The organism is Hoeflea sp. AS16 (assembly GCF_038900095.1).
In the GTDB taxonomy this organism is placed as follows: domain Bacteria; phylum Pseudomonadota; class Alphaproteobacteria; order Rhizobiales; family Rhizobiaceae; genus Hoeflea.
The window spans coordinates 216,612-242,398 of record NZ_JBBMQQ010000004.1 but is presented as its reverse complement, the minus strand read 5'-3'; the positions used below and the strand labels follow the sequence as shown (position 1 = coordinate 242,398).

Sequence of the window (25,787 nt, the reverse complement as noted above, 5' to 3'; positions counted from 1 at the left end):
ATCTTGTTGCGTTTGAGTAAGGTGTGCCCGTGTCAGACAATTTCCGCGACCTTGAACGGCCAGATGGCGCCCGCCGCAAGGATGCGGTGCTGATGGCAGCCATCAGCGCCCTTGAGTGCCTCGATCATCCCTCGCGCCAGGATCTGGCCCGGTTTTCCCAGCTCTTCATCCCGCTCTTCACCGCCGCCAGCCAGGAAACCCGCCGCACCGCGTCGGCGACACTGTCACGGCTGTCACGGGTTCCCGAGGACGTGGCGGAGATGCTGATCAACGAGCCGATCGCCATTGCCGCACCTTTCATCGTGCATTATCCGCTGCTCAACGAAACCGCGCTGACACGGGCGGTGATGCGCCACGGCGCGCCGCATGCGCGTGCCGCTGCACGGCGTTCGGACCTGTCGCCGCAGGCGATTGCCAAGCTGCAGGAACTGAAAGATCCGTCGGTCGACGGGCTTCTGGTGCTGCGCGGGCTGATTCCGGATCCCGCCACAACCCCAGTGCGCGCCCCCGCGTCGCCCCGGGCCGCAACCACGAGGCCGACCGTGGATGCGCCGCCGCTCGATCCGAGCGAGAAGCTCAGGGCACAGCTCAAGGCACTGGTGGCGGCAAGCCCGACGCCGAAATCGCCGCTCAACCGGCCGACAAGCACGCGCAAGCCGATAGCAAGCGACGCGCTCACCCCCGCCAGCACGAAACCCGCAAGCACAGAACCCGCCAGCGATGCCGCAACGGCCGCAGCACGGCGCCGGGTCGGAGACGTGCGGCTGGCGCAGCTGGCACGCCATGCCAGGACCGACCAGGAATCCTGGTTCGCCACGGCACTGGCCGATGCCATGGGCGCGAGCTATGCGCTCGCCGAACGCATCATGATGGATCTGTCGGGCCGGCAACTGGCGACGGCCCTGATCGGACTGGGCGCTCCGGAGAGCACCATCAAATCGGCGCTCGAGAGTTTCTTTCCGCATCTGGCCAAACCGTCAGCCCGGCACACACTGGCAACCGACCTGATCGAGGAACTCGACGGCGACAGTTGCGCCGCACGGCTGCAGGCCTGGCAGCGGGCGGACAGCTACACCAATGGCGCCGCCGCCCATGTTCCGGCGCTGGCCGACGGCAAGCCTGTGCGGCAGGACACCGAACGGCGGATCTCGCCGCGCGATGCCCGCCACCGGCTCTCCACCCCGCGCAAGACCGGCTGAACCAGGCCCGGATTCTCCGCATATCACGGATGCCTGCCCTCATCCGGCAGCGGCAAAGCCCGTTTCGGCTCGCCCGCTCCGGCGTTCAAATGCGTCCTGTCAAACAGAGTCACGCAACCGCTCTATCCGGTTGTTTTCACGCGTCGATACCCTGAAGTCATGAATCATGCTTTCGCTGAACCGATGCCAGCCATCAATCAGTCCGAGAGCCAGTTTTCGCACGCCTTGCGGGGAGACATTCGGTAGCGCGCCGAAGCAGCTGCGAATGGCCGGTCCCGGAGCTCACTGAGCGGCAGGGACGATCCCTAACAGGAAAAGGGCAACCGATTACCGCCAGGCTTTTCTCCAGCCGGCGGCCCTTGCATCGGCTTCGGAACAAAACCAGCGCTCGCCATATTGCGGGGATATCCTGGTTTTTGCGTAATATTCCTGACCGGGCACATGATAGATCCGCTCACCGCTGGTAACGCTGATGTTTCCCTTGATCACGCAGGAGCCAGAGTTTTCTGTCTGCACCTGCAGAATTTTCGATCCGCCGTGACTTACCGCGAACGGAGCAAGAAAAGCGGCAATCATACCGGCAACCAGCCATGTCGAGAATTTCGTCATCATCACCCCGATCCGATTTGACGCCTCGACCATGCGCCCGATCCCATAATGATGCCTTACGATCTTCGCTAAAATTGCGCACGACCGGGTTGCCGGTCTTGCACGGCAATCCCCGGATCAGGCCCGCTTTCGGGGCCTATTCCTCGATGAAATCCAGGTAGGTTTCAGGGGTCTCGGTCTCGATTTCCACCACCCAGATGTCAGGATCGAACTTCGCCTCGCGGGCGATCATTTCGGAGACTTCCTGTTCCGAAACACGGTCTTTTCTGAGCTCGAACAGCCGGCCGTCGGGATGCTCGTCGTCGAAGGCTGTCTGCGGCGCCGGCGCGGCGAGGCTTTCGGTGCCATCGCGATAGCGGATGCGGACGAATATCGCTCCCGCCTCTTCCGAGCCGTGCTTTTCTATCGCGGCCATTCCGCCATCGGCGAAAACCCGGCGCGTCAGGGCCGAGACGAATATGCCGGCCTTCAGTCTCACAGCGCGCCGATCTCGCGCAGTTTCTTCAGCACGGTCTCGTTGGGTTCACCGGTGACCGGCAGGCGGTAATGCTTCTCGAAGGCGCTGATAGCAGCGCGGGTCTGCGATCCGGCCACGCCATCGACGGTGATATCGGCATAGGCGATGTTGGAGAGACCCGACTGGATCTGGCGCACCAGTTCGCTGGGACCTTCGGCGATCAGTGCCGGAATGGTCACCGGCTCGCCAGCGCGCGTGTCGGAGGCGACAACAGGGGCAGGCCGGGGTTTTGGCGTCGGGCGCACCACCGGCTGGTTGCTTGCCACTTCAACGGCAGCTGCAGGTGCCCTGCCCTGATCCATGATGGCCAGCAGCGACGGGCTCGCCTCACCGGTTTCAGCATAGCCATTGTTCTTTTCCCAGGCGCGGATGGCGGCTGCGGATTTCGGCCCCATCAGGCCGTCGATCTCGCCCGAGTACAGCCCCTTTTCGGCAAGGATCGTCTGCATCCGCGCAAGCACCGGATCGGCGGCAGGCGCAGGTGCGGCTGCGGCTTCGGCCACATTCCGGGCCACGGCTGGCGCGGGCACGGCATTGGGAACCGGGATCGAGGCGGTGGACGTGTTGTCGCTGCGTTCAATCCTGTAGGTGGTCACGGTTCTTGTCGGCGCGCCCTTGATGAACGGCATCTGGGTGACAGGCGTCTGGACGACCGGCCGAGCGGTGGCGACGGGAATGCCAGTCGACGCAACATCACGCGTCTTGAGGATCGGAGCGGGATGCTTTCCGGGCTGATGCCACATCGCATTGGTGGCGACAAAACCGAAAATCACGGCAAACGCGACACTGCCCCCGGCAAGCGAGGGGTGCGCCGACACGACAGAACCGAGCATTCCCAGAATGCCATGGCCCTTGGCGGCTTCATCATCAAACACGTCAGGCGATACGCGCTGTCTCGGCATAGTCTTCATTCCTGATTTTTGCATCAATTCGGGCCGGAATTCCAGCGGATTTGCTGGCGGCCTTCGGCAGAACCGGCGGAAACACGACGGCAGTTCCCGACGGGTTGTCGCACGGCTGGCGGTTGGCGCCGGAGCCGTCGGCCGGCAGGTCGATGGTCACGACAGTGCCCTCGCCCTCGGTGCTTTCAATGGTGAATGTGCCGCCGTGCAGATCCACCAGTCCCTTGACCAGAGACAGGCCGAGGCCTGTTCCCTCGTAATGGCGGCCAAGCTCGTTTTGGGCCTGGACGAAGGGTTCGCCAATGCGGGCGAGCTTGTCGGCAGGAATACCGATGCCGGTGTCGCTGACAATGAGCTGGAGCCGGCCGTCGCGGATGGCGGCATCGACATTGACCACTCCACCGGGCTCGGTGAACTTGATGGCATTGCCGATCAGGTTGATGAGGATCTGCTGCACCGCGCTCCTGTCGGCCACGACTTCGCCTGCACCCCGGGCCAGCCTGCGGGTTAGCGTCACCCGGCTGTTGGAGGCCTGCAGCCGCAACATCGCGTCGCAGCTGTCGATGACATCGCCAATCGGGAATGGCTCGACGAACACTTCATAACGTCCGGCCTCGATCTTGGACATGTCGAGCATGGTGTTGACGAGCGAGAGCAGATGCTCGCCCGACTGGTGGATCAGGCCGACATATTCGCGCTGGCGTTCATCGCTGAACTTGCCGAACATTTCGCGCGCAAGAATATCGGAAAAGCCGATGATGGCGTTGAGCGGCGTGCGCAACTCATGGCTGACGGCGGCGAGAAACCGGGTCTTGGAAGCATTGGCGCTTTCGGCCTCTTCAACGACGGCGTTGGCGCGGAAGTAGTCCGCCACCTCGGCCGAAATGTCGCGGGTCTGGATCAACATGCCCGACAGCACCCCGTCCTCGTCCCGTTCGGCCGAGAGAGAGACAGCGGCATGGACAAACTGGGAGGCTTCGCCGGGGCAGTCAAAGCGCAATTCGAGCTGGCTGCGGTCTTCGCCGCGGCGGAGACTGTCGATGGCATCCAGGAATGCAATGCGGTCGGCGACGTGGATACGGCTGACAAAGCCCTTGCCGGACACATCGCCGATTTTCCGGGTGAAGTCGGCATAATCGGCGCCGGACACGCGCACCACGTCACCATGGACATTGTGCAGCGTCACCAGGCCGGAAAGTCGGTCGAGAAAATCGGAATTGCGGGTTTCGGCAGGCTGCACCGGCACGGAAGCGGCCACGGCCTGAACCGGACGCTGGCTTTCCAGGGAAAAGACCAGACCGCGCACCAGTGCGTAGAAGGCAAAAGCCAAGGTTGCGGCAGCAGGAGCGCTACCGGTAACGGGCAAGGCCTGACCGGCCGCATCGATTGCCGCGACTGCGAGCATTGCCGAGACCGCGGCCAGCAACCCGAGAGCCAGGCCCGGCAGCCGCCTCGACTGCATTGCCACCTCAAGCGGAAGCAATACCAGCAGCGGCAGAAACGGAGACGCTAGCCCACCGCTGCAGGCCGCAAGGCCAGCGAGCGTGATGGTAGCCGCAGCGAGGCTGGCACGGCCGGCAAGACGCGGCGAGCCGGTGGCTGCGAGCAACCCTGCCGCGGCAATCGGCATCGCGGCAGCGGCCAATGCACCGGCAATCGCATGCGGCCAGGAGAAGGCCATCAGCAGAACGGGAGCGGCGATCACGGGCGCGAGGATGACGCTGGACAGGCAATGGGTCATAGCGCGCAGCTGGCTCTCGTGAGCCTCTGCGTCAAGCGCAGCCGACCCGAGCCAGGATTCGGCGGTTTGCCGTCCAGCCAGCTTCATTCTGTCGATGAGGTTGTCCAATTTTGTCACTGCCGAATCCATACACGCCGCAGTTGTTTGTTATTGGGGCAACCATGTCATTGCCGGCTTAAGGAAAGGATAAGCCAAACGCCCGTGCGCGGCCAAAACCCACCGAATTGCCGATCGGGTGGTCATGCAGGAGTGGCTTTGCCAATTATGGTTAATTGTTGCTTTCCGGAATGGTGGGCGAAGGACTGTGTGACGCAATCCGCCCCGATCAGCGCAAGACCGCTACGTTTCGGCACTTGCGCCCCGGCTTGCGGGAATAGGCCAATGCGCCTTCGGGCCCAGACGGGTCGGCTTGTGGATAAATGGCGCTGCCGGAGCGATTGTGTAAAATTTTCGGCAAATTTGGCTCAAAACATATTGCCCGCTTCAAATCCGCCTTGAAGAAATTGCTTCATGGTGGGCGTCAAGTTCGGGACAACCCGGACAACCCCGTCCAAAGATGACGGACAACAGGAAGGGCTAACACATGTGGTTTCTGATAAAGGGAAGTTTCTGGTTTTCGCTTGTGCTGATCACCTTGCCGGTGCTCAATTCCAATTCGCGGGAAGCGCTTGAAGACGCGCCGCCGCTTGAAGTTGGCCAGAGCATGGCCGCAGCGGTCGAGGCTCTGTCGGACATCCGGCAGATCTGCGTCCGCAAGCCAGACATCTGCGAGACAGGCAGCGAGACCTTCGCGGCTCTCGGCGTGCGCGCCAAGGAAGGCGCCCGCATTGCCTACCAGTTTCTCGATTCCAAATTCGCCGATGGCGAACCCGACCTGGTAACAGGCTCCCTGCCTGTGACCAACTAAGTTTCCTCGTCCGCCTGCTCCGCCACGGAGCATTGGTCGAGGGTGCCTGCCCGTAGTTACATGATGCTAAACACTGCCAACTCCAGTCGCGTCTGACGCGCCGCCGCCGGGAACAGCCCTTCCTCCCGGCGGCGTTTTCTTTTTCCACACGCCATTCAACAGCAGGATATCGGCGCATTGCCGAGGTCAGTGCCGCGTTCACCGCCGACAGCGCCAGATTCCGATCTGTCGATTGGCCTATGAATTGCGCCTGAAACGGGGTGCACAAGCAGTCAAATCCGCCTATATGACTGTCGAGTTACAGGAAGCCCCCATGTCCAAGCTGCAAACCATCATTGACGACTTCGAGTATCTTGACGATTGGGAAGATCGTTACCGCTACCTCATCGAGATCGGCAAGGCACTGCCCGAGATGCCCAAGTCCGAGCAGATTGACGAGAACAAGGTCAAGGGCTGCGCCAGCCAGGTCTGGCTGGTCGCCGAAACCAAACCGGGAGATCCCGGCGATCCGGTGATGATCTACCGCGGTGATTCCGACGCCCATATCGTGCGCGGGCTTGTCGCCATCGTGCTGGCGGCAACCTCGGGGGAAAAAGCGTCCGCGGTCGAAAACCTCGACGAGACGGCGCTGATGTCACGGCTGGGACTGGGCGAGCACCTGTCGACACAGCGGGCCAACGGCTTGCGATCGATGGTGATGCGGATCAAGGCACATGCGGCGGCGGCGCGGGCTGCCGCCTGACCTTTCGACTTGGCATGGCGTAATGCCTGGCAAGGGCGGCGAGCGCCGTCCGCAGCATCAGTTTGGCTGAGCGGGCCGGCCATTGCCGCTCACGTTCGACCTCGCTCAGCCGCTTGAGAAAACAGCACACATCGAGCAGAACGCCGGACAGTTCCGGCCCGACATCCGCCATTGCGGCGTCCACGCGCAAGCGCGCCGCCATGGCCGAGTCTGTCAGATCCGCCGCACCGCCGGCAAGGCCGGGTTGCCGCCCCGTCCGCACCGGCTCCCAGCTCTGGCCTAGCGAGGGCTGCATCTGGCCGCGGGTGAAATCGGCCCGCAGCCTTTCACCTGCCTCGACCTGCGCGGGCTCAAGGAACAAGGCGCCGCCCCTGCCCCTTATCCGCGCCAGGGCCGCCAATGGCGATTCGTCCTGATTGATCCGCAATGCTCCGTGATCGGGATCCGAACCCGGCGCAAGCGTCCGGTGCTGGTCCTGGAAGGCGCTTTCAGGATCGGAAAGCCAGCGCTTGAGCGCGGCGCGGCCTTCAGGCGTCGCCGTGCAGGCTTGAGCCGTTTGGGCCGATTGCGCCCGGGCGGGGTCGACAACGATCAGGCCACGCTCAAGCGCTGCCTTGAAAATCCGCGCATCCACCTTGCGCGCCGTAGCGTCGCCACGGACCAGCTCGACGGTTGCCGGACGTTGCCGGTTTGCCGTGGAGCGTACCGTTGCGGTGCCGCGCGCAAGAAATCCGACAAGGGCGGCGAGCGCCTTGCGCGAACGGTGGGCCTCAGAGCTCGACATCATCGTTCCCCAGCGGTGCAAACACGGCCGAAATGCAGCGCTCGCACTGTTCGACGAAGCGGTCGTAACCGGCGTCGTCGCGGCGGTCCTCGACCACAGAGCAGGCGTGCATGACGGTTGTGCGGTCACGGCCGAAGGCGGTGGCTATGGTCTGGTAAGGCACGGACAGGACCACGTGGCTGAGATACATGGCAATCTGCCGCATGTGGCAGCGCGGCCTGCGTCGGGCGGCGGCTGCGGGAAGATCGCGCTCGCAGGCTGCGGCGAACAACTCCGCCACAAGCCGCCAGGTGACACGGCAGCGCAAGATGTCGACAAAGGTGATCCTGCCAGCCGGATCACCCGGCCGAGGGGGTGCGGCCCCGGCGGTGGAGACCGGCCCCGGCGCGCCGGCAAGGCCGAGCAATTCACTCAGGCCGGCACCGCCTGCAAGGGCTGCCAGGGCCACGACCGTCTCGCCACCGAGCACCGGGCCGCTCAGGGCATTCACCCCGGGCGTGCGCGCTGCCGGGACGACCTTCGGGGTGGCGGTGGAATTGCAGCCGGTGAATTTCTTGCGTCGGAATGTCATGATGAAAAACTCCTATGATAGGAATATTTTCTTACATGATATGCATGTCGTGGGGACGTGCAGCTACCCACCTGCTACACCCCAGCGTTGATTTCCTGTCGTTTTTGGATGTTTTGATCCAAATTGTGAGGATTTTTTTCCTCACACATTTTCCACATCGCCCTTGCGAAGGCATCACCACGGGCATGACCATTGCCACGACCGGGGTTTCCGGAGGGCCAAAAAAACCGCAGCCCGGAGGCCACGGCTTTTTTCAGGATCGCATATCCGGCTGAACTTCAATGCGACAATACGAACTGGTTCCTGCTGATCCCGGTTGAGGGTTGACGACCAAACCGGCAGATCAGCCAGACCTTACTTGCCGCGCTTGCGCTTCTGGCCGAGACCCATTTCCTTTGCCAGACGCGAACGCGCCTCTGCGTAGGAAGGAGCAACCATCGGATAATCCGCAGGCAGATCCCACTTTTCACGGTACTGCTCGGGAGTCAGTCCGTAATGGGTCATCAGGTGACGCTTGAGCGACTTGAATTTCTGGCCGTCTTCAAGGCAGATCAAATAATCGTTCTGAATCGACCGGCGAACCGACACTGCTGGCTTCGGCTTTTCAACGACTTCTTCCGTCGGCGTTGTGGCTCCACCAAGTGCAGCGTGCACCTGAGAAATCACATTCGGAAGATCATTTGCTGCTACCGAGTTGTTGCTCACGTAAGCAGCGACAATTTCCGCGGTCAACTCGATGAGCAAATCCGCACCATTGTCTTTGTTTGCTTCTGTCATAGTCTGGTCCTAACTTTTTCGAATTTGCAAGCTGCCTGGGTTTCGGAACAAATGGTTACAAATAACGCACACTCCGCACGACATGCTGCTGCGTTGGATTTACATTGTTTTATACCTTAAACAAGTACTATTTCTTGTAGAATCCGCCTCACGATCAATACAATTTGACACAAATTGGAAAGATTATGTAATTCATGCGCGAAGCTGCCGCCGAATTGAATTTATAGGTTGCAAACAATATGCAACTACTTTTGCCTGGGCCTACACATTGTCTCCCGGCTCCATGTCATCCATTACTGAAGAAGAGTGCAGCCGGTACCCCACCGCATAGGCAGCCTTGGCAAGAAGATGCGAGGATACCGGAGCTGTCAGCAAAAAGAACACAACGCCCGCCAGCGCCCGCGACATGGTACCGACGTCGGTTGCGTGAATGGCAAGCGCGATCAGCATCAGGCAGGACCCCATGGTGCCGGCCTTGGAGGCCGCGTGCATGCGGGTATAGACATCGGGCAACCTGAGCAGGCCGATGGAAGCAACCAGGGCGAAAAACGAGCCTACGACCAGAAGCGCCGCTGATATCAGTGTGAGCAGTTCACTCATTGTCCTGCCTTTCCGAAGTCTTGCCGGCCGCCGGCCTGACTTCCATTCCGCCCAACCCGCCCGCGGACCTGGCCTTTGCCGCCGCCTTTGCTTCCCGCCGTGCAACGGACACCGCTTCGCGTGCCTCGGCGATGATATCGTCCTCGGTCTTGCCACGCGACAAAACGAAACGGGCAAATGCCACGGTGGCGAGGAAACCGACCAGCCCCAGCGCAATCGCCACATCGACGTAGAGCGTGTAGCCGGTCTTGATGCCGATGACCGCGATGAAGCCGATGGCAATGGCCACCAGCATGTCGAGGCCAAGGATCCGGTCGGGCAAGGTCGGTCCCTTGACGATACGGTAGATGGTGACGAGGAACGACAGGCTCAAGATCCCCAGGGCAAGAGTGACCGCGTGATCAAAGATGGCTGCGACACTGATCATCGGAACGCCTCCATGATCTTGCGCTCAAAACCTTCGGCGATATCCCGCCGGGCGCCGTCAGGATCGGACGCGTCGATGGCATGTACATAAAGAATGCGGCGATCATCGGACACGTCGACCGACAATGTGCCGGGCGTCAGGGTGATGAGATTGGCCAGCATGGTGATTTCGAAATCACGATCCACCCTGAGCGGATAGGCGAAAATTCCCGGCTTCAGATCCATGCGCGGAGACAGCACCATCACCGCCACTTTCCAGGCCGACAGCACCAGCTCGTAGATGAACAGCAGCAATAGCGAGATCACCCTGCGGGCGCGGGAGAAATAGCCCACCGAGCCAACCTGCTCGCGGATCAGCGACAGGGCAAAGATCGCCAGCACGAAGCCGAAGGCAAAATTGAGGAAGCTGAAAGACCCGGTGACCGCCGACCAGGCCAGCGCCAGCAAGACATTGACCAGAAACAGGCTCATTGCGCCACCTCCGCGGGGAACACCGACAGCACATAGGCGGAAGGATCAAGCAGCCCAAGTGCCGCATCCTGGGCCAGCGCCAGCACCGGCTCGGGCCAGACCCCGACGGCAACGGAGATGGCAACCAGGCCGGCAAGCGCAATGGTCGTCCCCATCGGCAACGGGGTCATTGGTCCGGCATCCGGATCCACATCTGCAGCCGGGCGCCAATAGGCAAGCACCCAGATTCGCCCGACGGTAATGGTTGTCAGGAAACCTGTCACCAGGATCGAACCGGCCAGCCACCAGGCGCCGATGTCGAGCGAGGCCTTGACCAGCATGATCTTGGGCCAGAACCCGGAGAACAGCGGCAGGCCGGCGACGGAGAAGAACAGCATCAGCGTCATGGCCGCGATGAATGCGTTTTTCACGTAAAGACCGCCCGCCGAGGTCAGCTCGAAACTGCCACCAAGCCGCGCGCCAATGCCTGCGGCGAAATACAGCGCCGTCATCACCACCATGGAATGCGCGGCATAGAAGATGGCGCCCGACAGCCCCGCCGGGCTTCCTAGCGCAAGGCCCGCCATCATCACGCCGATGCCGGAGATCACCAAGAAGCCGAGCGAGCGGCGAATGTCGTTCTGCGCCAGCGCACCGATGACGCCGAGAAGCATGGTCAGCGCCGCGGCGATGGCAATAAGGAAGGACAATTCCTCGCGCTCGAAGGGAAACAGCATGCCCAGGATCCTGAGCAGCGCGTAGATACCGACCTTGGTCAGCAGTCCGGCAAACAACGCTGAAACCACCAGTCGCGGCGTGTGGTAGGAGGCGGGAAGCCAGAAATTGACCGGGAAGGCTGCGGCCTTCATGGCAAACGCCAGCAGATAGAGCGTGACCAGCGTCATCAGCGGCGCAGTGCCGCGCAACTCGGATGCCTTGACGGCGATATCGGCCATGTTGAGCGTGCCGAACAGGCCGTAGAGATAGCCGGTGGCGACCAGGAACAGCGTCGTCGCGATCAGGTTGAGGAAGGCATACTTGACCGCACCGTCGAGCTGCTTGCGTTCCGAGCCGAGCACCAGGAGCCCGAACGAGGAAATCAGCAGCACCTCGAACCAGACATAGAGGTTGAAGATATCGCCGGTCAGGAACGCGCCGAGAATGCCGGCCATGATCAGCATCAGGAACGGGTAGAAGCCATAGCGGCGGCCGGTGTCATCCACGTCGCTGCGGCCATAGATGCCGGCGCCGAGCGCCACCAGTGCCGATGTGGCGGCAAAGAAGGCACCGAGCAGATCAACGGTGAAGGAAATCCCGAACGGCGGCAGCCAGCGGCCCATGGTCATGGTCAGCGTGCCGTTCTCAAACACGTGCGCCAGCAGTCCCAGCGTCATCAGCACCAGCACCCCGAGCGCAGGAATGGCGATCACGGGCTGGATGTCGGTGCGCTTGCGCAACATTAAGAGAATGGCACCGACCAGGATGCACCAGACCACCGGAGCGATGATCAGCCAATCGGCAGCCGCCACCGGCTGCATGACGTAAACGGTGGAGAGATCCTGGAGAGTTTCGCTTTTGCCAGCCATTGCCGGTCTCCCCTCAGTAACCGACCGGAGGGGCTTTGTCGCCCTCCGGCTCGGCTACGCGCATGTCGTCGGAATTGTCGGTCTCCAGCTCCTGGAAAGCGCGGTAGCCCAGCACCAGCAAGAACGCAAAGAACGAAAACGAGATCACGATTGCCGTCAGGATCAGGGCCTGCGGCAGCGGGTTTGCAGCGGCGCTGGTCAAGGCATCGGCATCGCCCGGGATGATCGGCGGGACTTCGCGGGTGACGCGCCCGGCGGTGAAGATCAGCAGGTTGACCGCATTGCCGAGAATGGCCGCGCCCATCAGGACCCGGATGACGTGCTTGGACAGGAACAGGTAGATGGCGACGGTGAACAGTGCGCCGACAAGGATGGCAAAGATCGGTTCCATCAGTCGCGGTCCCTTTCCTCGAGCGCCAGTGCGATCGAGCCGATGGCGCCGACGACGACCAGATAGACCCCGACATCGAAGACCAGCACGCTCGACAGGGCGATTTCCACGCCGAACAGGTGCGGATAGATCCACAGGCCCGACATGTAGGGCACTCCGGCGAAGATCGACAGAACGCCGGCCGTGGCCGACATGAACAGGCCAAAGGCGGCAATCGCCATCGGGTGAAAATAGATGGCGCGGCGGACCGGGGCGACGCCGCAGGCAATGCCGTAGATCGCCAGCGCCGACGCCGCGATCAGGCCGCCGATGAAGCCGCCGCCGGGCTCATTGTGGCCGCGCAGCAGCACGAAGATGGAAAACAGCACCATCAGGCTGGTGAGGTAGGGCGCGATCGAGCGGAATATGACTGTGCGCATTATCTCGCCTCCCTGCTCTGCCCGGCTGTTTGTCCGGCACCCTGCCCTGAACTCTGGTCGGGATCATTGTCGGCCACCGCCGCGCGCGGGGTGCGAATGCGGATCAGCGACAGGATGGCAAGGCCGGTGACCATCACCACCGCGATCTCGCCCAGCGTATCTGTGCCGCGGAAATCGACGATGATGACGTTGACGACATTGGCGCCGTGGGCGACGACCTTGGAATAGGCGGAGAAGAAGTCACTCAGTGCCGTATTGAACGGCTGCTGGGTGACCGCCATCAGATAGAGCATGAAACCGCCGCCGCAGGCGATTGCCACGCTCATGTCGACGGCCTTCTGCAGGGTGGGCCGGTGATCCGACGCGTGCAGCTTCAGCCGTGTCATGACCAGGGCGAGAATGACCACCGCCAGGGTTTCAACCATGAACTGGGTAAAGGACAGGTCGGGCGCACCAAACAGCATGAACAGCAGCGCCACGGCAAAGCCCTGGATGCCGAGAGAGACGATCGCCGTCAGCCGGTCACTGGCATAGATGACGGCGCCCAGCCCGATCAGGACGATAGCAGCAGCCACCCATTCGTGGAACTGCACATCCTGGGGCCAGGCCGGCATGGACGGCCATTCGCCATACCAGGCCATCGGCCCGATCAGGGCTGCGGCAATCATCAGGAAGGTGACGGTCATGTAGATATCGAGGCGGCCGGGCTGGACAATCCGGGTCAGCCAGACAGACAGCCGCACCGCACCGGTGATGAACTGGTCGAAGCCGCGGTCCGGGCCCCAGCCGATGGCCGCCAGAAGCGACGCCATCGCCGCGCGCAGACGGTCGAGCATGCGGTAGGCAATGATGCCGAAAGCGATGGTGACCAGCGACAGGATCAGCGCCGGGCCCATGTGCGGAACGAGCGAGATCGTCACCGATTCGGCTTCTCCGGCTATGGCGGTTGCCATCGGAGAGGAAATGAAACGGTGGGTGACCGGCGAGATCAGCGCCGAAACCAGCGCGGCGATGCCAAGCGTCAGCGGTCCCAGCCACAACAGGGCCGGCCCCTCGTGGGCGGTTTTGGGTGTCTTCACCACGGGGCCGAAGAACGGCTTGATGGCGACGGCGAAACCGATGACGAACATCAGGCCATTGCCGATCACCGCGACCGCGACAAAGGCCAGCGACCAGGGATTGGTGGCCCAGAGCGCGTAATAGATTTCCTCCTTGGCGAGGAAGCCGATGAAGGGCGGCAGACCAGCCATCGAGATCGCGGCGGCCATGGCGGCAACAAAGGTGATCGGCATGGCCTTGCGCAGACCGCCCAGCCTGGTGACGTCACGGGTGCCCGCCTCGTGGTCGATGAGGCCCGCGACCATGAACAGCCCGCCCTTGAACAGCGAATGCGCCACAAGGTAGAGCACGGCTGCGGCAATGGCATGTTCCGTGCCGAATCCGGTGAGCATGACCAGCAGTCCGAGCGAGGACACCGTGGTGTAGGCCAGCATCAGCTTGAGATCGGTCTGGCGGACAGCAAGCAGCGTGCCGACGATCAGCGTGGTGCCGCCAAACACCGGCAGGATGGTTTCCCACCAGACGGTGTCGCCGAGCACCGGGTTGAGCCGCATCAGCAGGTAGACGCCGGCCTTGACCATGGTTGCGGAGTGCAGATAGGCCGAAACCGGCGTTGGCGCCTCCATGGCATTGGGCAACCAGAAATGCAGCGGGAACTGCGCCGATTTGGAAAACGCGCCGCCAAGCACCAAAAGCAGCGCCAACAGGTAGAACGGGCTGTTGCGCAACTCGTCCCCGAGGATCAGCAACAGCGATATCTGGCTGACGCCGGTGATGTTCCAGATCACCAGAAGGCCTGCCAGCAATGCCAGCCCGCCACCGCCGGTGACCACCAGCGCCTGGAAGGCTGCGCGGCGCGAGGCCTCGCGGGTGTGATCGAAACCGATCAGCAGGAACGAGGTGATCGAGGTCAGTTCCCAATAGACAAACAGCATCAGGAAACTGTCGGAAATGACCACGCCGAGCATCGCGCCCATGAACAGGAGCATGAACGAGAAGAACCGGCCGAGCTGCTCATGGCCTTTGAGATAGCCGCCGGAATAGAGCATGATCAGTGCGCCGATGCCGGAGATCAGCAGCACGAAGGTCAGGGACAGACCATCGATCAGCCAGGAAAAGCTGACATTGTAGGACGGCACCCATTGGAAGCCGCCGGTGACAACGCCGCCATCGGCAATTTCGGCAGAAAAGCCAAGAAAATGAAGGAAGATCGCCACCGGCGCCAAGGCCAGAAGCCAGGCGGCATTGTGGTCGAGACGACGCGTCAGCCACGGGGCAATCACCGCCGCCAGAAATGGCAGCATCAAGACAATAAAAGTCGTTCCAGGCGCACTGGCGCTCATCAATATTCCCCGGGGGATAGCCCTCTGAAATCCGCTTGGCGCGGTATTGTTCCCGTCACTTAGTCATCAGTTCCGACAAGGACAAGGCAATCCTTTTCATTATTGGTGGAAAAGCAATGGCCCGGCGCTTCGTTTTTGAAACCTGCGTCAATCTAACCGATTAACCGGCAACATGCTGCCCTCGTCGTGGATCGCAAACCGATTTTTTCAAATTAGGTCAGCATTGTTGACACATTTTCCGATTCGTGATCATTGTTGCTTCCAGACCATCATGAACGCAGTTTTGTTGCGCCCGGACCGGTCCATCTGAACGAAATGAGCTGGCATCACCGCAAAACGAAAATGGCGCGCCTTAGCCACGCGGGCCGCACTTGGGAGGATTGGACATGAGCACTCAGATGCAGGCTGACCTGACCGGCACGACAATTGCCGGACACGGGCTCGACTGGCCCCAGCTGTTCGCCACGCGGGCGGAGCGGATGAAGGCTTCGGAAATCCGCGAACTTCTGAAGCTGCTCGACCAGCCCGACGTGATCTCCTTTGCCGGCGGCATTCCCGATCCTGCGCTGTTTCCGGCGGAAGCCTTTGGTGCGGCGCTGACGTCAGCGCTGTCGGGGGATACCAAGGGCGCGGCGCTGCAATATTCGGTCAGCGAAGGCTACAAGCCGCTGCGCGACTGGCTGGTCACCCGCATGGCCTCGCTCGGTGTCGAGTGCTCCGCCGACAACATCATGATCACCTCGGGCTCGCAGCAGGCGCTGGATTATCTCGGCAAGCTGTTTTTGTCGAAGGGCGACACGGCGCTGGTCGGCTGGCCGACCTATCTCGGCGCGCTGCAGGCGTTCAACGCCTACGAGCCCAGTTACGACCGGCTGACCCCGCTCGGCAACCGCTCGGCTGCCGACTACCGCGAGACCGCGGCGGCCAACGGCGGTCAGGTAAAATTCGCCTATGCCTCGGCCGATTTCGCCAACCCCACCGGCGAAACGCTGCAGGCTTCCGCGCGGCAAAACATTCTCGATCTGGCGGAAGAGCTCGACATCGCGGTGATCGAGGACGCCGCCTACCAGTCGCTGCGCTATGACGGCGACGAGGTGCCGCCGATGCTGGCGCTCGACATTCAACGCACCGGCTCGATCGAAAATACCCGCACGATCTATTGCGGCAGCTTTTCAAAGACGCTGGCGCCGGGCCTGCGCGTCGGCTGGGTCTGCGCCGCCAAACCGGTGATCTCCAAGCTGGTGTTGATGAAACAGGCCGCCGACCTGCATTCGGCAACGCTGAACCAGATGGCGATCCACACCGTTGCATCCGACGGGTTCGAAGCCCAGATCGCCAGGATCAAGGCGACCTACCATGCACGCCGCGACGCGATGCTGGCAGCACTCGCCCGGCACATGCCCGAGGGCGTGACATGGACGAAGCCCGATGGCGGCATGTTCGTCTGGGTCACCCTGCCCGAGCATTTCGACGGCGCGGCGCTGCTGGCCGAAAGCCTGAAAACCGAACGCGTCGCCTTCGTCCCCGGCAAGGCGTTTTTTGCCGACGGCTCCGGCGCCAACACCATCCGGCTGTCATTCTCGTGTGCAAGCGAGGCAATGATCGAGGAAGGCATCAAGCGTCTGGGACGGGTGGTCCGGGGCGGTTAGGCCCACTCCACCGCGAACTGTTCGCAGAGCCACTCCGCGAGATGGTCGCGGTCGCGGACCGTGCGGGCGGGAGTGAGCGGGACCACGGCGTAAAAGCCGGTTGCGGACTCTGTCTGGTCGCGCCAGACCACCTTGAGATCTCCCGCCTCGATGTCCGGTTCGATCAGGGCTTCGGGGGCGATGGCGACGCCACGGCCGGCGCGGGCTGCGGCGATGGCCAGCGCTGTCTGGTTGAAGCGCGAGACGCGGGCGGCCTTGCCTGCTTCCTCGTCGCTGCCGAGCCACTGGCGCCAGTGGCGGTGGCTGTTTTCCAGCAGGCGATGGGCGCGAAAATCTTCAAGGTCAGTGATCGGCGGTGCGGTTTGCAGATAGGCGGGGCTGGCAACGGCGACCAGGTTGAGCGGCGCAAGCTGAACCGACTTGAGATTTGGCGCAAAAGGCGGGCTTGCCTGCCGCACCACCAGGTCAACGCCGTCGGTGTCGAAATCGGACAGGCTTTCCGAGCCGATCACCTGCAGGTCGATGTCGGGATAACGGGCTTCGAACTCGATGAGCCGGGGCATCAGCCACAGGCTGGCAAATGATGGCGGCACGCTGAGCACGACACTGCGGCTCTCCGGTGCCAGCCGCGCGGTGGCCTGGTCGATGCGGCTCAGGGCGGCGTGGATTTCCGAGAAATAGGCAGCCCCCTTTTCAGTCAGCTCCAGCCCGCGGGGCTTGCGGACAAACAGTTTCTGGCCGAGCGAGGTTTCAAGCTTGCGCACCTGCTGGGCGACAGCGCCCTGGGTGAGATTGAGCTCCTCGGAAGCAAGGCGGAAATTCAGGTGCCGCGCGGCGCATTCGAAGGCGCGTACGCCATTGAGATTGGGCAGACGCATGCAGCGCTCCGAGTGACAGTAGATTTTCTACAGTCTGAGCGAGAAAACATGATTGGTCAACGCCCTCGCCCGGCAGTACCAGATAGCCACGACTTCAAAGGAGACTTGATATGAGCGAACACAAGGTAGCCCTGATCACAGCCGGCGGCAGCGGCATGGGTGCGGATGCGGCTCGGCGGCTTGCCGGCGATGGCTTCAAGGTCGCCATCCTGTCGTCTTCGGGCAAGGGCGAGGCACTGGCCGAGGAACTCGGCGGCGTCGGCCACACCGGCTCCAATCTCGATCCGGCCGCACTCGAGGCCTTTGTCGGCAAGGCCCTCAAGGCCTGGGGGCGCATCGACGTGCTGGTCAATTCCGCCGGCCATGGCCCCAAGGGCGACATCCTGGAAATCAGCGACGACGACTGGCACAAGGGGATGGAATACTACCTGATGAACGTGATCCGTCCGACCCGGCTGGTAACCCCGCACATGGAAGCCCAGGGCGGCGGCACGATCATCAACATCTCGACTTTCGCCGTGTTCGAACCCGACCCGCTGTTTCCGACCTCGGGCGTGTTCCGCGCCGGGCTGGCGAGCTTCAGCAAGCTTTATTCCGACCGTTATGCGGCCAAGAACATCCGCATGAACAATGTGCTTCCGGGCTTCATCGATTCGCTGCCGGAGACCGAGGACCGCAAGGCGCGGATCCCGATGGGCCGGTACGGACATGCGCGGGAAGTGTCCTCGCTGATCTCCTACCTGGCGTCCGACGACGCGGCCTACATCACCGGCCAGAATTTCCGCATTGACGGCGGCCTGACCCGGTCCGTGTGACCGGCGGCTCTTGGGAGAATATGCCATGACGACTGCAGTTGTTGCCAAGGTTTCGGGCGAGCGGATCGCCTTTGCCGTCAAGTGGGCGGCATCGATCGTGCAGATAATGGGCTATACGGCGACCGGCTTCGGCTGGACGCCGTGGAACCTGTACCTGTTCGTGATCGGGGTGTTCGGCTGGTTCGCGGTCGGCGTGTTGTGGAACGACAAGGCGATCATGCTGATCCACATCGTTGCACTGGCGGCGATGATTGCGGGAATGTCGGCAGGCGACTGAGGCGCCTGCCCCGCCCTAGACCCGGAGCGCAGGCGTCGGGGCAAGCGTCTCGCCCTTCGCACTGGCCGGGGCGCCGGCCGGCGCAGGGGGGGAGGTTTTGGCTTTCGGCCGCACACCGTTGAACATCAGCGTGGCGATCGCGCTGCGGCTGACGGCCAGGTGAATGGCGTAGGAAATGACCCCCGCGGACACCGCGATGATGGCGAACTCGACAACCGGCGGCAGATCGACCACCAGGAACAGCATGGCCAGCACATAGATCACCGGGTGGTGAAACAGGTAGATGGTGAAGGACGCATCGACAAGCTTGCGGACCTTCGGGCTGGAGCGGCCGAAATGCCGGTGAGCGAGACCGGAGATGAAGCCGACGATCAGAAGCGCACCGACGATCGCGGCCATCACCTTGAGTGTGTGCAAAGGCAGGCCGGTATGGGTAAGCTGCGAGAAGATGACCAGCGCCACGCCGGCCATACCTGCAACCGGGCCGGGCGCGAGCAGCAGATCGTTAAGCCTGCGGCTGGAATAGACCAGCGCGCCGAATGCGAAATAGGTCACGTAGAGATTGTAGTTGATGACCGCGTTTCCGTAATAGGGGCTGGCGGCGACAACGAGCGTCTGGACATGGGCGGCGAGTGCGCAGACCGCCGCAAAGGCCATAAACGAGATGATGCGGTTTTCGGCCACCCACTCGACCAGGGCTTCCAGCCGGGCGCGGAGGTTTCCGCGGCACAGCGCCTGCAGCAGGGCGAGCCCGATGCAATAGGCAATCAGGACCCAGAGAAACCACAGATGCGCGATCCACGGCTCGCCGAAATGGGTGAGCTGGGTGGCAATCAGACCGGGCACGTCGGATGCCGGTACGGTGCCTTTCACGCTTAGCGCAACCTGCTGGACGGTGATCTGGAACGGCACGATCAGCAGCGTGGCAGAGATGAGCGGCAGGCCCAGCCGGAACAGCCTGGTCCTGAGCCACGGCCACGGCCCCTGGCGGTCGAGCAGCATCATCGAGAACAGGCCGGCAAGCAAGAAGAAGCCAGGCATGCGGAAAGTATGGAGGAACTCGGTAAACCAGGTCAGCACCTGGCTCTTGTCGGGCGAACTGATCGACCATTCATGGCTGAGCGAATAGATCACCGCGGCATGAAACGGGATCCCGAGCACGAGGTAGAGCGCCCGGGAAAAATCCCAGTGGTGCAGCCGTTCTGCCTTCTCGGTCTGCATGGAAGTCATCCGCATTCCCATCGCATTGATTGCCGACCAATCGAAACGGCATTCTGCCTTGAAAGGGGTTAAGGCCGGGTGCGGAGTGCGGGATGACTTTAATTCAAATTGTATCTGTCGGGCTTTTGGCGGATGGCCGCGGCGCGCGGCGCTGCTGCAGCCTGTGCCAGAACGGGAAAGGCCGGGGATTTCACCCCGGCCTTCCTGTTCAGTCCCAAGTCAATAATGCCTAGTTCTTGTCCTTGTCGACCAGGGCGTTGCCCTTGATCCACGGCATCATGCCGCGCAGCTTTTCGCCGACTTCCTCGATCTGGTGACGATCGTTCATGCGGCGGATGCCCTTGAAGCGGGCTGCGCCGGCCTTGTATTCCTGCAACCAGTCGGAGGTGAACTTGCCGGTCTGGATGTCGGTGAGCACGCGCTTCATTTCAGCCTTGGTTTCGGCGGTGATGATGCGCGGGCCGGAAACATACTCGCCCCACTCGGCAGTGTTGGAGATCGAGTAGTTCATGTTGGCGATGCCGCCTTCATAGATCAGGTCGACGATCAGCTTGACCTCGTGCAGGCACTCGAAATAGGCCATTTCCGGTGCGTAACCGGCTTCGACCAGGGTTTCGAAACCGGCGCGGATCAGTTCGACCAGACCGCCGCAGAGAACAACCTGCTCGCCGAACAGGTCGGTTTCGCATTCTTCGCGGAAGTTGGTTTCGATGATGCCGGAGCGGCCGCCGCCCACGCCACAGGCGTAGGACAGAGCCAGGTCATGGGCGTTGCCGGACGCATCGTGATGGACAGCGATCAGGCACGGCACGCCGCCGCCCTTCTGATATTCGCCGCGCACGGTGTGGCCGGGGCCCTTGGGTGCGATCATGACGACGTCGACCGAAGCCTTGGGCTCGATCAGGCCGAAATGGACGTTGAGGCCGTGGGCAAAGGCAATGGCTGCGCCGTCGCGGATGTTGGCTTCGATGTGGTCCTTGTAGATGTCGGCCTGGAGTTCGTCCGGGGTCGCCATCATCATCAGGTCGGCCCAGCCGGCAGCTTCGGCAACGCTCATGACCTTGAAGCCGTCAGCTTCGGCCTTCTTGGCGGTTGCCGAGCCTTCGCGCAGGGCGACGGCGACGTTGTTGGCGCCCGAATCCTTGAGGTTGAGCGCATGCGCCCGGCCCTGGGAACCGTAGCCGATGATGGCTACCTTTTTCGACTTGATCAGATTGAGATCGGCGTCGCGATCATAATATACGCGCATGAGACACTCCCGTTGGTTCGCGTTGTCGTTGTTCTCTCGGCAACGGGCACTTCACCCGCCGCCAAATTCCTGAGTTTCACCCCCGGCCGTAAAGCCCGAGGAATTTCGTCACCGCCTGCGCGGAGATCGCGTTAATTTCGGCATGATCCGGATGGCTGTCCTCGCCCAGAAGCAACCGGATCTGGGTATCGGCCACGACCAGCCCGAAAAAACTGCGGAAGGCATCGGCCACGTCCTCGAAGCCCAGCAGGCCCGCGGTCCTGCCAGCCTCAAGCAATGGCTCGATGCGCTGTTTCATCGCTATCGGGCCGTTGGTCAAGACGATTTCGCCAAGCCGGCTCTTGCCCGAGCCCGCATGGGAGACCGCCGCACGGTTGAGCGCGATCGACAAATCGCCGGTGATCACGGTGAGCCAGCTCTGGGCAAAGCCGGTGAGCGCCGTTTCGAGACTGGCACGCGTCAGCCGGTCCTCGGGCAGTTTCGGCATCCGGACTTTCGACGCCTGCCAGCGCACGGTGGCCGTGAGCAAGCCGTCGCGGTCGCCAAACCACTTGTACAGCGTTTCCTTGGAGCAGCTCGCCGCACGGGCCACGGCAGCAACGGAAAACCCGTCGCCCTCGGCCACCATCAGCTTGAGCACCGCATCGAGCACTTCGCGCTGGCGCTCCGACAGCCCCTCGCCCACTGATGCGCCAAGGGCGGCATCAGCAGGCGCTGCGGTCTGCTTGGGAGCAGTCTCGGAATGCAGGATCAGGTTCATGAACGGTGTGTACCGTACCGTTCGGTACGGTGTCAAGCGATGTCGTCGCTGCCTTCGCGCCAAGGCAAGGACTGGCCAATTCCGAATGCGATCTCGACGATCAGAATCGGGACGATGACGGCACTGAACCCGCCGGCCAGCGCATACAGCATCCATGCCGAGAACAGCGTCCGCGCCGCCGCATCGTAGCGCCCGAGCACGGGCAGACCGAGATGCAGCCGGACGATGGACCATATGACGACGACCGACCCCATCAGGTTGGCGAACAGCACATGCATCGGATCGGGAACGGGCAAGATGCCCGGGAGGCCGAGCCGCTCATGGGTCTGACGCAACAGGCTTTCCAGAAGGACAAAGGTCCAAGGGGTTGCAAAGGGTGCGGTGATAACGAGGTCATAAACCGCGCTTGCGCGCAGAAGTCGAAGATAGGTGGGTTTGGTCAGCATCCTGTTTCTCCCTTGATTGTGGATGCTGGGGTTTGTAAACCTTGGAGTATAGTCCAGGGTCAAGAGGGTTTGATGCAGATCGGCGAACTGGCGAGAATATCAGGCGTGAGCCGCGACACGCTGCGCTTTTACGAGAAACGCGGGCTGATCCGGCCGTTGCGCGGATCCAACGGCTACCGCAGCTACCCCGAACAGACAGCGATGATCGTCACCTACATCCGCATGGCGCAGCGGCTGGGATTCACCCTTGCCGAGATCGCCGACGAACTGCCTGAAGGCAGCGATGGCGAGATCAGCCAGGAGCGCCTGGCCGAGGTGCTTCGCGGCAAGCTCGAGGCGGTCGACGCACGGATCGCGGACATGCATGTCCTTCGCTCCCGTCTTGCCGCGATGATCGACAGCGTCTGCCCGCTCGCGGTGTCAGGCACCCCTGCCCGCCGCAAATAAGCCCGAAACCGGTCCATAGCTCCGCGCCGCACACTCACGCTTCGGGCAGGCATCAGAATGGACACGCAACTTTTCGCCATCATCATCCTGACCTTCGTCATACACCTGGTGGGCACGCTGGCGTTTGCGTTCAGGATCGCCGGGATCCGGACCGGGCATATCGCGATTGCGTTTTCGCTGTTCAATGCGGTTGTGCTGATCTCGCGGACGTCGAACTCGTTCCAGGCGCCGCTCTTGGCCAAGCGGGTGGAGACCTCGATCCTCGACGCCGCTTCGAGCCATCTGCAATGGGATTTCGCGCTGATCCTGGCGGCGGCATCGTTCGGGACGGTGATTGGCGGGCTGCTGATTCCCACGGTTCAACGCGTCGCCACCGGGGCGGTTGCGAGCTTCAAGAGACGGCGCAACCTGGCGCGGCTGATGCTGAAGGCGCTGACGCCGCGCGGGGCGTCCGTTGTCATGCAGTCGGTGGCGCTGCCGCGGTACCAGAACCTGACATCGCTGCGGGTGTCGAAAGAATTTCCCGCGGTCTATGTCGGGATGAATTTCCTTGCCACGGCACTGTGGACCGTCGGCGTGCTGTCGGCGATCTATGCCGGATCGATCGATCCGGAGTTCCGGGTGACGGCAAGCTCACTGTCCGCGGTGATCAACGGGGTTGCGACGATCATGATGTTCATCCTGATCGATCCCTATCTCGCAGGTCTCACCGACGACGTGGTCGCAGGCGAAGCCAGCGAGGCCCGTTACCGGCGGGTGTTGGTATGGATGGTGCTGAGCAGGCTGGCCGGAACCGTGTTCGCGCAAATCCTGCTGGTTCCGGGCGCACATCTGATCGCGGCTGTCGCCAGGTGGATCTAGCGTTCGCCCGCGCGCTGACGGCTATTGCAGCAGACGGCAGCGGACCATGGCGACGCCGGGGCGGTCTGGCGCGGTTCTGAGATAGAGCGAACGGCTGGAAAGCATCTGCAGCGAGATCGTGCGCTTGGTGGTCTTCCGGCCCCTGGCCTTGCAGGTCGCGTCTAGGCGGGCGACGTTCGAACCGGGTTCGCCGGGCTCGAAGGTGCAGGTTTCAGCCGAACGGCGCAGGCTGTTCGGCGTGATCACGGCAAAGCCTTCAAAGGCCGTCTGGTCCATCATCGCACATTTGTCGCCATCGGTGGCCCAGACGCCGACATAGCCAAGTCGGCTCTGGCTGCGGTCATGCGACAGGGCGGCGAGCGTATCGTCACGCAACAGGCTTTGCGGCGGCAGCACGGCATCGAGATTGACCGAGGTTTTTCTGCCGCCGGCATTCTGCGGGGACTGTGCAACACACCCGCACAGCGCCAGCGTAACAATCATGGCTGTGATTCTGATTCGACTCATATTCACCCCGGTTAAAGCTTTGCCGCTTTCTGGCCGAGCAGTCTGACAATTTCAAGACCAATCACAGGCAGTTTCAGGCATGTGAAATAAGGCGCGCCGAGGCAACCATTGCCGACAGGCCTGGCGGCTTGATGTCTAAGGGTTGGCGGGCCGGGAAATTCCTATGCGCCGCCTGCCCGGTCAAACTGCTTTCTGGCCGCATCGACCCGGGCGAAGTTCTCGCCTGCCCAGATCACCAGATCATTGAGCGGCGTCAGCATCGATGTTCCCAGATCGGTAAGGCCATATTCAACACTGGGCGGCTTGGTCGCATAGACCTTGCGGTAGACGTAACCGTCACGCTCGAGATCGCGGAGCGTCTGGGTCAGCATGCGCTGCGAGATGTCCGGGACCAGCCGACGCAACTCGCCAAACCTGTAGGGCCGCTCGGCAAGCGCCAGCACCAACAGGGTGCTCCACTTGCCGAATATGCCCTGCATGACCTGGCGCACCGGGCAATTCTCGAGCTTGTCCTCGCCCTGCATCATGCGGATCCGTTCGGAGAACGGGATATGGGCATCCATGGCGGTTCCTTTCAGGTGCCTATCGGCGGCAAAACTGCCTTCTTTCACATTCCACTTACATACCATATGTGCAGTAACTCTCAATATGAGAGTTACATCATTTTCGAGACTCGCAACTTGCGACGTCTCCCACCAAAGGAAAAAGACATGACTGGCAAACTTCTTGTCACCGGTGCTTCGGGTCAGCTTGGCGCGGCCGTGATGCATCACCTCATCGACACCTACAAGGTACCCGCCTCCTCGATCATCGCCGGTTCGCGCGATATCGCAAAACTGTCGGACCTCGCCGGCCGCGGTGTCGAAACCCGCAAGGTCGATTTCGATGATGCAGATACGCTGGCACGGGCGTTTGACGGCGTGGACAAGGTGCTGATCATCTCCACCGACGCGCTTGACGGCGAAGGCACCCGGCTGCGACAGCATCTGGCCGCGGTGACGGCGGCGAAGGCAGCCGGTGTCGGCCATATCACCTACACCTCGATGCCAAACCCGGAAGACGCCAAGGTCACCTTTGCGCCCGATCACAAGAAAACCGAAGACGCGATCAAGGCAACCGGCCTCGGCTACACCATCTTCCGCAACAGCTGGTACATGGAAAACCTGCTGATGACGCTGCCGCATGCGGTCGCCAGCGGCCAATGGTACAGCTCGGCCGGAACCGGCAAAATTGCCCATATTTCCCGTGATGACGTTGCCCGCGCGATTGCGGCAAGCCTGGCCAAGCCGGCATCCGGGAACGCCGTCTACACGCTCACCGGGCCAGTGGCCTACAGCACGGAAGAAATTGCGGATCTGGTTTCAAAGGCCACCGGCAAGCCGCTCGCCGTGGTTCACGTCACCGACGAGCAGCTGGGCCAGGGTATGGCCGGCGCCGGCGTGCCGGCCCCGTTCATCCCGACCTTCGTTTCCTTCGACACCAACACGCGGGAAGGCAAGATCGATATCGTGACCGATGATGCGGCCACGCTTTCCGGCGCAAAGCTGACGTCGCTGGCAGATTTTCTCAATGGCCAGAAAGCGGCGCTGCTGGGCTGACGCCGGGCTTCACGCCCGACCGATGTCATGGCTCTGATCTCCGGCCATGATCCTGG

The 25,787-nt window shown here is 62.2% G+C and carries 30 protein-coding genes; 9 read left to right on the top strand and 21 right to left on the bottom strand.

The features are described from left to right. Positions 1 to 29 precede the first annotated feature (29 nt). A complete protein-coding gene (locus WNY80_RS12590; RefSeq protein WP_342887730.1) occupies positions 30 to 1,199 on the top strand; it encodes a hypothetical protein in 1,170 nt (389 codons plus the stop codon). Positions 1,200 to 1,526: 327 nt separating this feature from the next. Here WNY80_RS12590 and WNY80_RS12585 read toward each other — a convergent pair whose 3' ends face one another. From WNY80_RS12585 to WNY80_RS12570, 4 genes are all read right to left on the bottom strand, one after another. Then, complete coding sequence (locus WNY80_RS12585) at positions 1,527 to 1,811, bottom strand: hypothetical protein (RefSeq protein WP_342887729.1); 285 nt, start codon at positions 1,809 to 1,811, stop codon at positions 1,527 to 1,529. 133 nt (positions 1,812 to 1,944) lie between these two features. Continuing rightward, positions 1,945 to 2,286, bottom strand: coding sequence for a DUF1491 family protein (locus WNY80_RS12580; RefSeq protein ID WP_342887728.1), 342 nt, complete (start codon positions 2,284 to 2,286; stop codon positions 1,945 to 1,947). After that, a complete protein-coding gene (locus tag WNY80_RS12575; RefSeq protein ID WP_342887727.1) occupies positions 2,283 to 3,227 on the bottom strand; it encodes a peptidoglycan-binding domain-containing protein in 945 nt (314 codons plus the stop codon). The genes WNY80_RS12580 and WNY80_RS12575 overlap by 4 nt, the downstream gene beginning before the upstream one ends. Beyond that, complete coding sequence (locus WNY80_RS12570) at positions 3,202 to 5,085, bottom strand: PAS domain-containing sensor histidine kinase (protein WP_342887726.1); 1,884 nt, start codon at positions 5,083 to 5,085, stop codon at positions 3,202 to 3,204. The genes WNY80_RS12575 and WNY80_RS12570 overlap by 26 nt, the downstream gene beginning before the upstream one ends. A 466-nt stretch (positions 5,086 to 5,551) precedes the next feature. Here WNY80_RS12570 and WNY80_RS12565 point away from each other — a divergent pair, with 466 nt between their 5' ends. Together WNY80_RS12565 and WNY80_RS12560 are read left to right on the top strand one after the other, a co-directional pair. Further along, the gene (locus WNY80_RS12565; RefSeq protein WP_342887725.1) at positions 5,552 to 5,875 is read left to right on the top strand and encodes a DUF5330 domain-containing protein; all 324 of its coding nucleotides are present in this window, start codon (positions 5,552 to 5,554) and stop codon (positions 5,873 to 5,875) included. A 313-nt stretch (positions 5,876 to 6,188) separates the two neighbouring features. Next, positions 6,189 to 6,617, top strand: coding sequence for a SufE family protein (locus WNY80_RS12560; RefSeq protein WP_342887724.1), 429 nt, complete (start codon positions 6,189 to 6,191; stop codon positions 6,615 to 6,617). Here WNY80_RS12560 and WNY80_RS12555 read toward each other — a convergent pair. The 10 genes from WNY80_RS12555 to WNY80_RS12510 all read right to left on the bottom strand — a co-directional run bounded on the left by WNY80_RS12555 (position 6,580) and on the right by WNY80_RS12510 (position 15,023). Further along, positions 6,580 to 7,401: a DUF6456 domain-containing protein gene (locus WNY80_RS12555; RefSeq protein ID WP_342887723.1), complete on the bottom strand. Its 822-nt coding sequence runs from the start codon at positions 7,399 to 7,401 to the stop codon at positions 6,580 to 6,582. The two genes, WNY80_RS12560 and WNY80_RS12555, sit on opposite strands and share 38 nt — an antisense overlap. Further along, positions 7,388 to 7,972 (bottom strand): helix-turn-helix domain-containing protein, encoded by a 585-nt coding sequence (locus WNY80_RS12550; protein ID WP_342887722.1) that lies wholly within the window; start codon positions 7,970 to 7,972, stop codon positions 7,388 to 7,390. Before WNY80_RS12550 ends, WNY80_RS12555 begins: the two co-directional genes overlap by 14 nt. A gap of 354 nt (positions 7,973 to 8,326) precedes the next feature. Beyond that, entirely contained in the window at positions 8,327 to 8,749 is a 423-nt protein-coding gene (locus tag WNY80_RS12545) for a MucR family transcriptional regulator (RefSeq protein ID WP_342887721.1), read from the bottom strand. 261 nt (positions 8,750 to 9,010) lie between these two features. Then, positions 9,011 to 9,349: a monovalent cation/H(+) antiporter subunit G gene (mnhG, locus tag WNY80_RS12540; protein ID WP_342887720.1), complete on the bottom strand. Its 339-nt coding sequence runs from the start codon at positions 9,347 to 9,349 to the stop codon at positions 9,011 to 9,013. After that, entirely contained in the window at positions 9,342 to 9,776 is a 435-nt protein-coding gene (locus WNY80_RS12535) for a cation:proton antiporter (protein ID WP_342887719.1), read from the bottom strand. Before WNY80_RS12535 ends, mnhG begins: the two co-directional genes overlap by 8 nt. Beyond that, entirely contained in the window at positions 9,773 to 10,246 is a 474-nt protein-coding gene (locus WNY80_RS12530) for a Na+/H+ antiporter subunit E (RefSeq protein ID WP_342887718.1), read from the bottom strand. The genes WNY80_RS12535 and WNY80_RS12530 overlap by 4 nt, the downstream gene beginning before the upstream one ends. Beyond that, positions 10,243 to 11,811: a Na+/H+ antiporter subunit D gene (locus WNY80_RS12525; RefSeq protein ID WP_342887717.1), complete on the bottom strand. Its 1,569-nt coding sequence runs from the start codon at positions 11,809 to 11,811 to the stop codon at positions 10,243 to 10,245. The genes WNY80_RS12530 and WNY80_RS12525 overlap by 4 nt, the downstream gene beginning before the upstream one ends. A 13-nt stretch (positions 11,812 to 11,824) precedes the next feature. Then, positions 11,825 to 12,202 carry a Na+/H+ antiporter subunit C gene (locus tag WNY80_RS12520; protein ID WP_342887716.1) on the bottom strand — a complete coding sequence of 126 codons (378 nt, stop codon included), beginning with the start codon at positions 12,200 to 12,202 and terminating at the stop codon, positions 11,825 to 11,827. Beyond that, entirely contained in the window at positions 12,202 to 12,621 is a 420-nt protein-coding gene (locus tag WNY80_RS12515; protein ID WP_342887715.1) for a Na(+)/H(+) antiporter subunit B, read from the bottom strand. The genes WNY80_RS12520 and WNY80_RS12515 overlap by 1 nt, the downstream gene beginning before the upstream one ends. Then, entirely contained in the window at positions 12,621 to 15,023 is a 2,403-nt protein-coding gene (locus WNY80_RS12510) for a putative monovalent cation/H+ antiporter subunit A (RefSeq protein WP_342887714.1), read from the bottom strand. Before WNY80_RS12510 ends, WNY80_RS12515 begins: the two co-directional genes overlap by 1 nt. A gap of 386 nt (positions 15,024 to 15,409) precedes the next feature. On the opposite strand from WNY80_RS12510, the gene WNY80_RS12505 reads away from it, so the two are divergent. Then, a complete protein-coding gene (locus WNY80_RS12505) occupies positions 15,410 to 16,672 on the top strand; it encodes a PLP-dependent aminotransferase family protein (RefSeq protein ID WP_342887713.1) in 1,263 nt (420 codons plus the stop codon). Here WNY80_RS12505 and WNY80_RS12500 read toward each other — a convergent pair. After that, the gene (locus WNY80_RS12500; RefSeq protein WP_342887712.1) at positions 16,669 to 17,550 is read right to left on the bottom strand and encodes a LysR substrate-binding domain-containing protein; all 882 of its coding nucleotides are present in this window, start codon (positions 17,548 to 17,550) and stop codon (positions 16,669 to 16,671) included. The two genes, WNY80_RS12505 and WNY80_RS12500, sit on opposite strands and share 4 nt — an antisense overlap. 110 nt (positions 17,551 to 17,660) lie before the next feature. On the opposite strand from WNY80_RS12500, the gene WNY80_RS12495 reads away from it, so the two are divergent. Together WNY80_RS12495 and WNY80_RS12490 are read left to right on the top strand one after the other, a co-directional pair. Continuing rightward, complete coding sequence (locus tag WNY80_RS12495) at positions 17,661 to 18,365, top strand: SDR family oxidoreductase (protein WP_342887711.1); 705 nt, start codon at positions 17,661 to 17,663, stop codon at positions 18,363 to 18,365. Positions 18,366 to 18,390: 25 nt separating this feature from the next. Further along, positions 18,391 to 18,642: a DUF6552 family protein gene (locus tag WNY80_RS12490; protein ID WP_342887710.1), complete on the top strand. Its 252-nt coding sequence runs from the start codon at positions 18,391 to 18,393 to the stop codon at positions 18,640 to 18,642. Between the two features lie 15 nt (positions 18,643 to 18,657). Here WNY80_RS12490 and WNY80_RS12485 read toward each other — a convergent pair whose 3' ends face one another. The 4 genes from WNY80_RS12485 to WNY80_RS12470 form a co-directional block, all read right to left on the bottom strand. Further along, positions 18,658 to 19,872, bottom strand: a complete 1,215-nt coding sequence (locus WNY80_RS12485; protein ID WP_342887709.1) for an acyltransferase family protein — start codon at positions 19,870 to 19,872, stop codon at positions 18,658 to 18,660. Positions 19,873 to 20,092: 220 nt separating this feature from the next. Continuing rightward, positions 20,093 to 21,112, bottom strand: a complete 1,020-nt coding sequence (gene ilvC / locus WNY80_RS12480) for a ketol-acid reductoisomerase (protein ID WP_342887708.1) — start codon at positions 21,110 to 21,112, stop codon at positions 20,093 to 20,095. A gap of 76 nt (positions 21,113 to 21,188) precedes the next feature. After that, entirely contained in the window at positions 21,189 to 21,872 is a 684-nt protein-coding gene (locus WNY80_RS12475) for a TetR/AcrR family transcriptional regulator C-terminal domain-containing protein (protein ID WP_342887707.1), read from the bottom strand. A gap of 32 nt (positions 21,873 to 21,904) precedes the next feature. Continuing rightward, positions 21,905 to 22,318, bottom strand: coding sequence for a hypothetical protein (locus tag WNY80_RS12470; protein ID WP_342887706.1), 414 nt, complete (start codon positions 22,316 to 22,318; stop codon positions 21,905 to 21,907). 72 nt (positions 22,319 to 22,390) lie between these two features. Between WNY80_RS12470 and WNY80_RS12465 the strand changes: the two genes are divergently transcribed. Further along, on the top strand, positions 22,391 to 22,765 hold the full coding sequence (locus WNY80_RS12465) for a MerR family transcriptional regulator (protein WP_342887705.1): 375 nt from the start codon (positions 22,391 to 22,393) through the stop codon (positions 22,763 to 22,765). A 57-nt stretch (positions 22,766 to 22,822) separates the two neighbouring features. After that, positions 22,823 to 23,626 (top strand): lipid II flippase Amj family protein, encoded by an 804-nt coding sequence (locus WNY80_RS12460; protein WP_342887704.1) that lies wholly within the window; start codon positions 22,823 to 22,825, stop codon positions 23,624 to 23,626. Positions 23,627 to 23,647: 21 nt separating this feature from the next. On the opposite strand, the gene WNY80_RS12455 is transcribed toward WNY80_RS12460, so the two are convergent. Both WNY80_RS12455 and WNY80_RS12450 read right to left on the bottom strand, forming a co-directional pair. After that, positions 23,648 to 24,133: a hypothetical protein gene (locus WNY80_RS12455; protein ID WP_342887703.1), complete on the bottom strand. Its 486-nt coding sequence runs from the start codon at positions 24,131 to 24,133 to the stop codon at positions 23,648 to 23,650. 161 nt (positions 24,134 to 24,294) lie between these two features. Beyond that, the gene (locus tag WNY80_RS12450; RefSeq protein ID WP_342887992.1) at positions 24,295 to 24,660 is read right to left on the bottom strand and encodes a helix-turn-helix domain-containing protein; all 366 of its coding nucleotides are present in this window, start codon (positions 24,658 to 24,660) and stop codon (positions 24,295 to 24,297) included. Between the two features lie 183 nt (positions 24,661 to 24,843). Between WNY80_RS12450 and WNY80_RS12445 the strand changes: the two genes are divergently transcribed. Continuing rightward, entirely contained in the window at positions 24,844 to 25,731 is an 888-nt protein-coding gene (locus WNY80_RS12445) for an SDR family oxidoreductase (RefSeq protein ID WP_342887702.1), read from the top strand. The last annotated feature ends 56 nt before the right edge of the window (positions 25,732 to 25,787 follow it).

Bases quoted from the DNA above. Each gene is read 5' to 3' on its own strand.
- WNY80_RS12585 (WP_342887729.1), bottom strand. From the start codon at position 1,811: ATGATGACGAAATTCTCGACATGGCTGGTTGCCGGTATGATTGCCGCT.
- WNY80_RS12575 (WP_342887727.1), bottom strand. From the start codon at position 3,227: ATGCCGAGACAGCGCGTATCGCCTGACGTGTTTGATGATGAAGCCGCC.
- WNY80_RS12565 (WP_342887725.1), top strand. From the start codon at position 5,552: ATGTGGTTTCTGATAAAGGGAAGTTTCTGGTTTTCGCTTGTGCTGATC.
- WNY80_RS12560 (WP_342887724.1), top strand. From the start codon at position 6,189: ATGTCCAAGCTGCAAACCATCATTGACGACTTCGAGTATCTTGACGAT.
- WNY80_RS12555 (WP_342887723.1), bottom strand. From the start codon at position 7,401: ATGTCGAGCTCTGAGGCCCACCGTTCGCGCAAGGCGCTCGCCGCCCTT.
- WNY80_RS12550 (WP_342887722.1), bottom strand. From the start codon at position 7,972: ATGACATTCCGACGCAAGAAATTCACCGGCTGCAATTCCACCGCCACC.
- WNY80_RS12545 (WP_342887721.1), bottom strand. From the start codon at position 8,749: ATGACAGAAGCAAACAAAGACAATGGTGCGGATTTGCTCATCGAGTTG.
- mnhG (WP_342887720.1), bottom strand. From the start codon at position 9,349: ATGAGTGAACTGCTCACACTGATATCAGCGGCGCTTCTGGTCGTAGGC.
- WNY80_RS12535 (WP_342887719.1), bottom strand. From the start codon at position 9,776: ATGATCAGTGTCGCAGCCATCTTTGATCACGCGGTCACTCTTGCCCTG.
- WNY80_RS12530 (WP_342887718.1), bottom strand. From the start codon at position 10,246: ATGAGCCTGTTTCTGGTCAATGTCTTGCTGGCGCTGGCCTGGTCGGCG.
- WNY80_RS12525 (WP_342887717.1), bottom strand. From the start codon at position 11,811: ATGGCTGGCAAAAGCGAAACTCTCCAGGATCTCTCCACCGTTTACGTC.
- WNY80_RS12520 (WP_342887716.1), bottom strand. From the start codon at position 12,202: ATGGAACCGATCTTTGCCATCCTTGTCGGCGCACTGTTCACCGTCGCC.
- WNY80_RS12515 (WP_342887715.1), bottom strand. From the start codon at position 12,621: ATGCGCACAGTCATATTCCGCTCGATCGCGCCCTACCTCACCAGCCTG.
- WNY80_RS12510 (WP_342887714.1), bottom strand. From the start codon at position 15,023: ATGAGCGCCAGTGCGCCTGGAACGACTTTTATTGTCTTGATGCTGCCA.
- WNY80_RS12505 (WP_342887713.1), top strand. From the start codon at position 15,410: ATGAGCACTCAGATGCAGGCTGACCTGACCGGCACGACAATTGCCGGA.
- WNY80_RS12500 (WP_342887712.1), bottom strand. From the start codon at position 17,550: ATGCGTCTGCCCAATCTCAATGGCGTACGCGCCTTCGAATGCGCCGCG.
- WNY80_RS12495 (WP_342887711.1), top strand. From the start codon at position 17,661: ATGAGCGAACACAAGGTAGCCCTGATCACAGCCGGCGGCAGCGGCATG.
- WNY80_RS12490 (WP_342887710.1), top strand. From the start codon at position 18,391: ATGACGACTGCAGTTGTTGCCAAGGTTTCGGGCGAGCGGATCGCCTTT.
- WNY80_RS12485 (WP_342887709.1), bottom strand. From the start codon at position 19,872: ATGACTTCCATGCAGACCGAGAAGGCAGAACGGCTGCACCACTGGGAT.
- ilvC (WP_342887708.1), bottom strand. From the start codon at position 21,112: ATGCGCGTATATTATGATCGCGACGCCGATCTCAATCTGATCAAGTCG.
- WNY80_RS12475 (WP_342887707.1), bottom strand. From the start codon at position 21,872: ATGAACCTGATCCTGCATTCCGAGACTGCTCCCAAGCAGACCGCAGCG.
- WNY80_RS12470 (WP_342887706.1), bottom strand. From the start codon at position 22,318: ATGCTGACCAAACCCACCTATCTTCGACTTCTGCGCGCAAGCGCGGTT.
- WNY80_RS12465 (WP_342887705.1), top strand. From the start codon at position 22,391: ATGCAGATCGGCGAACTGGCGAGAATATCAGGCGTGAGCCGCGACACG.
- WNY80_RS12460 (WP_342887704.1), top strand. From the start codon at position 22,823: ATGGACACGCAACTTTTCGCCATCATCATCCTGACCTTCGTCATACAC.
- WNY80_RS12455 (WP_342887703.1), bottom strand. From the start codon at position 24,133: ATGAGTCGAATCAGAATCACAGCCATGATTGTTACGCTGGCGCTGTGC.
- WNY80_RS12450 (WP_342887992.1), bottom strand. From the start codon at position 24,660: ATGATGCAGGGCGAGGACAAGCTCGAGAATTGCCCGGTGCGCCAGGTC.
- WNY80_RS12445 (WP_342887702.1), top strand. From the start codon at position 24,844: ATGACTGGCAAACTTCTTGTCACCGGTGCTTCGGGTCAGCTTGGCGCG.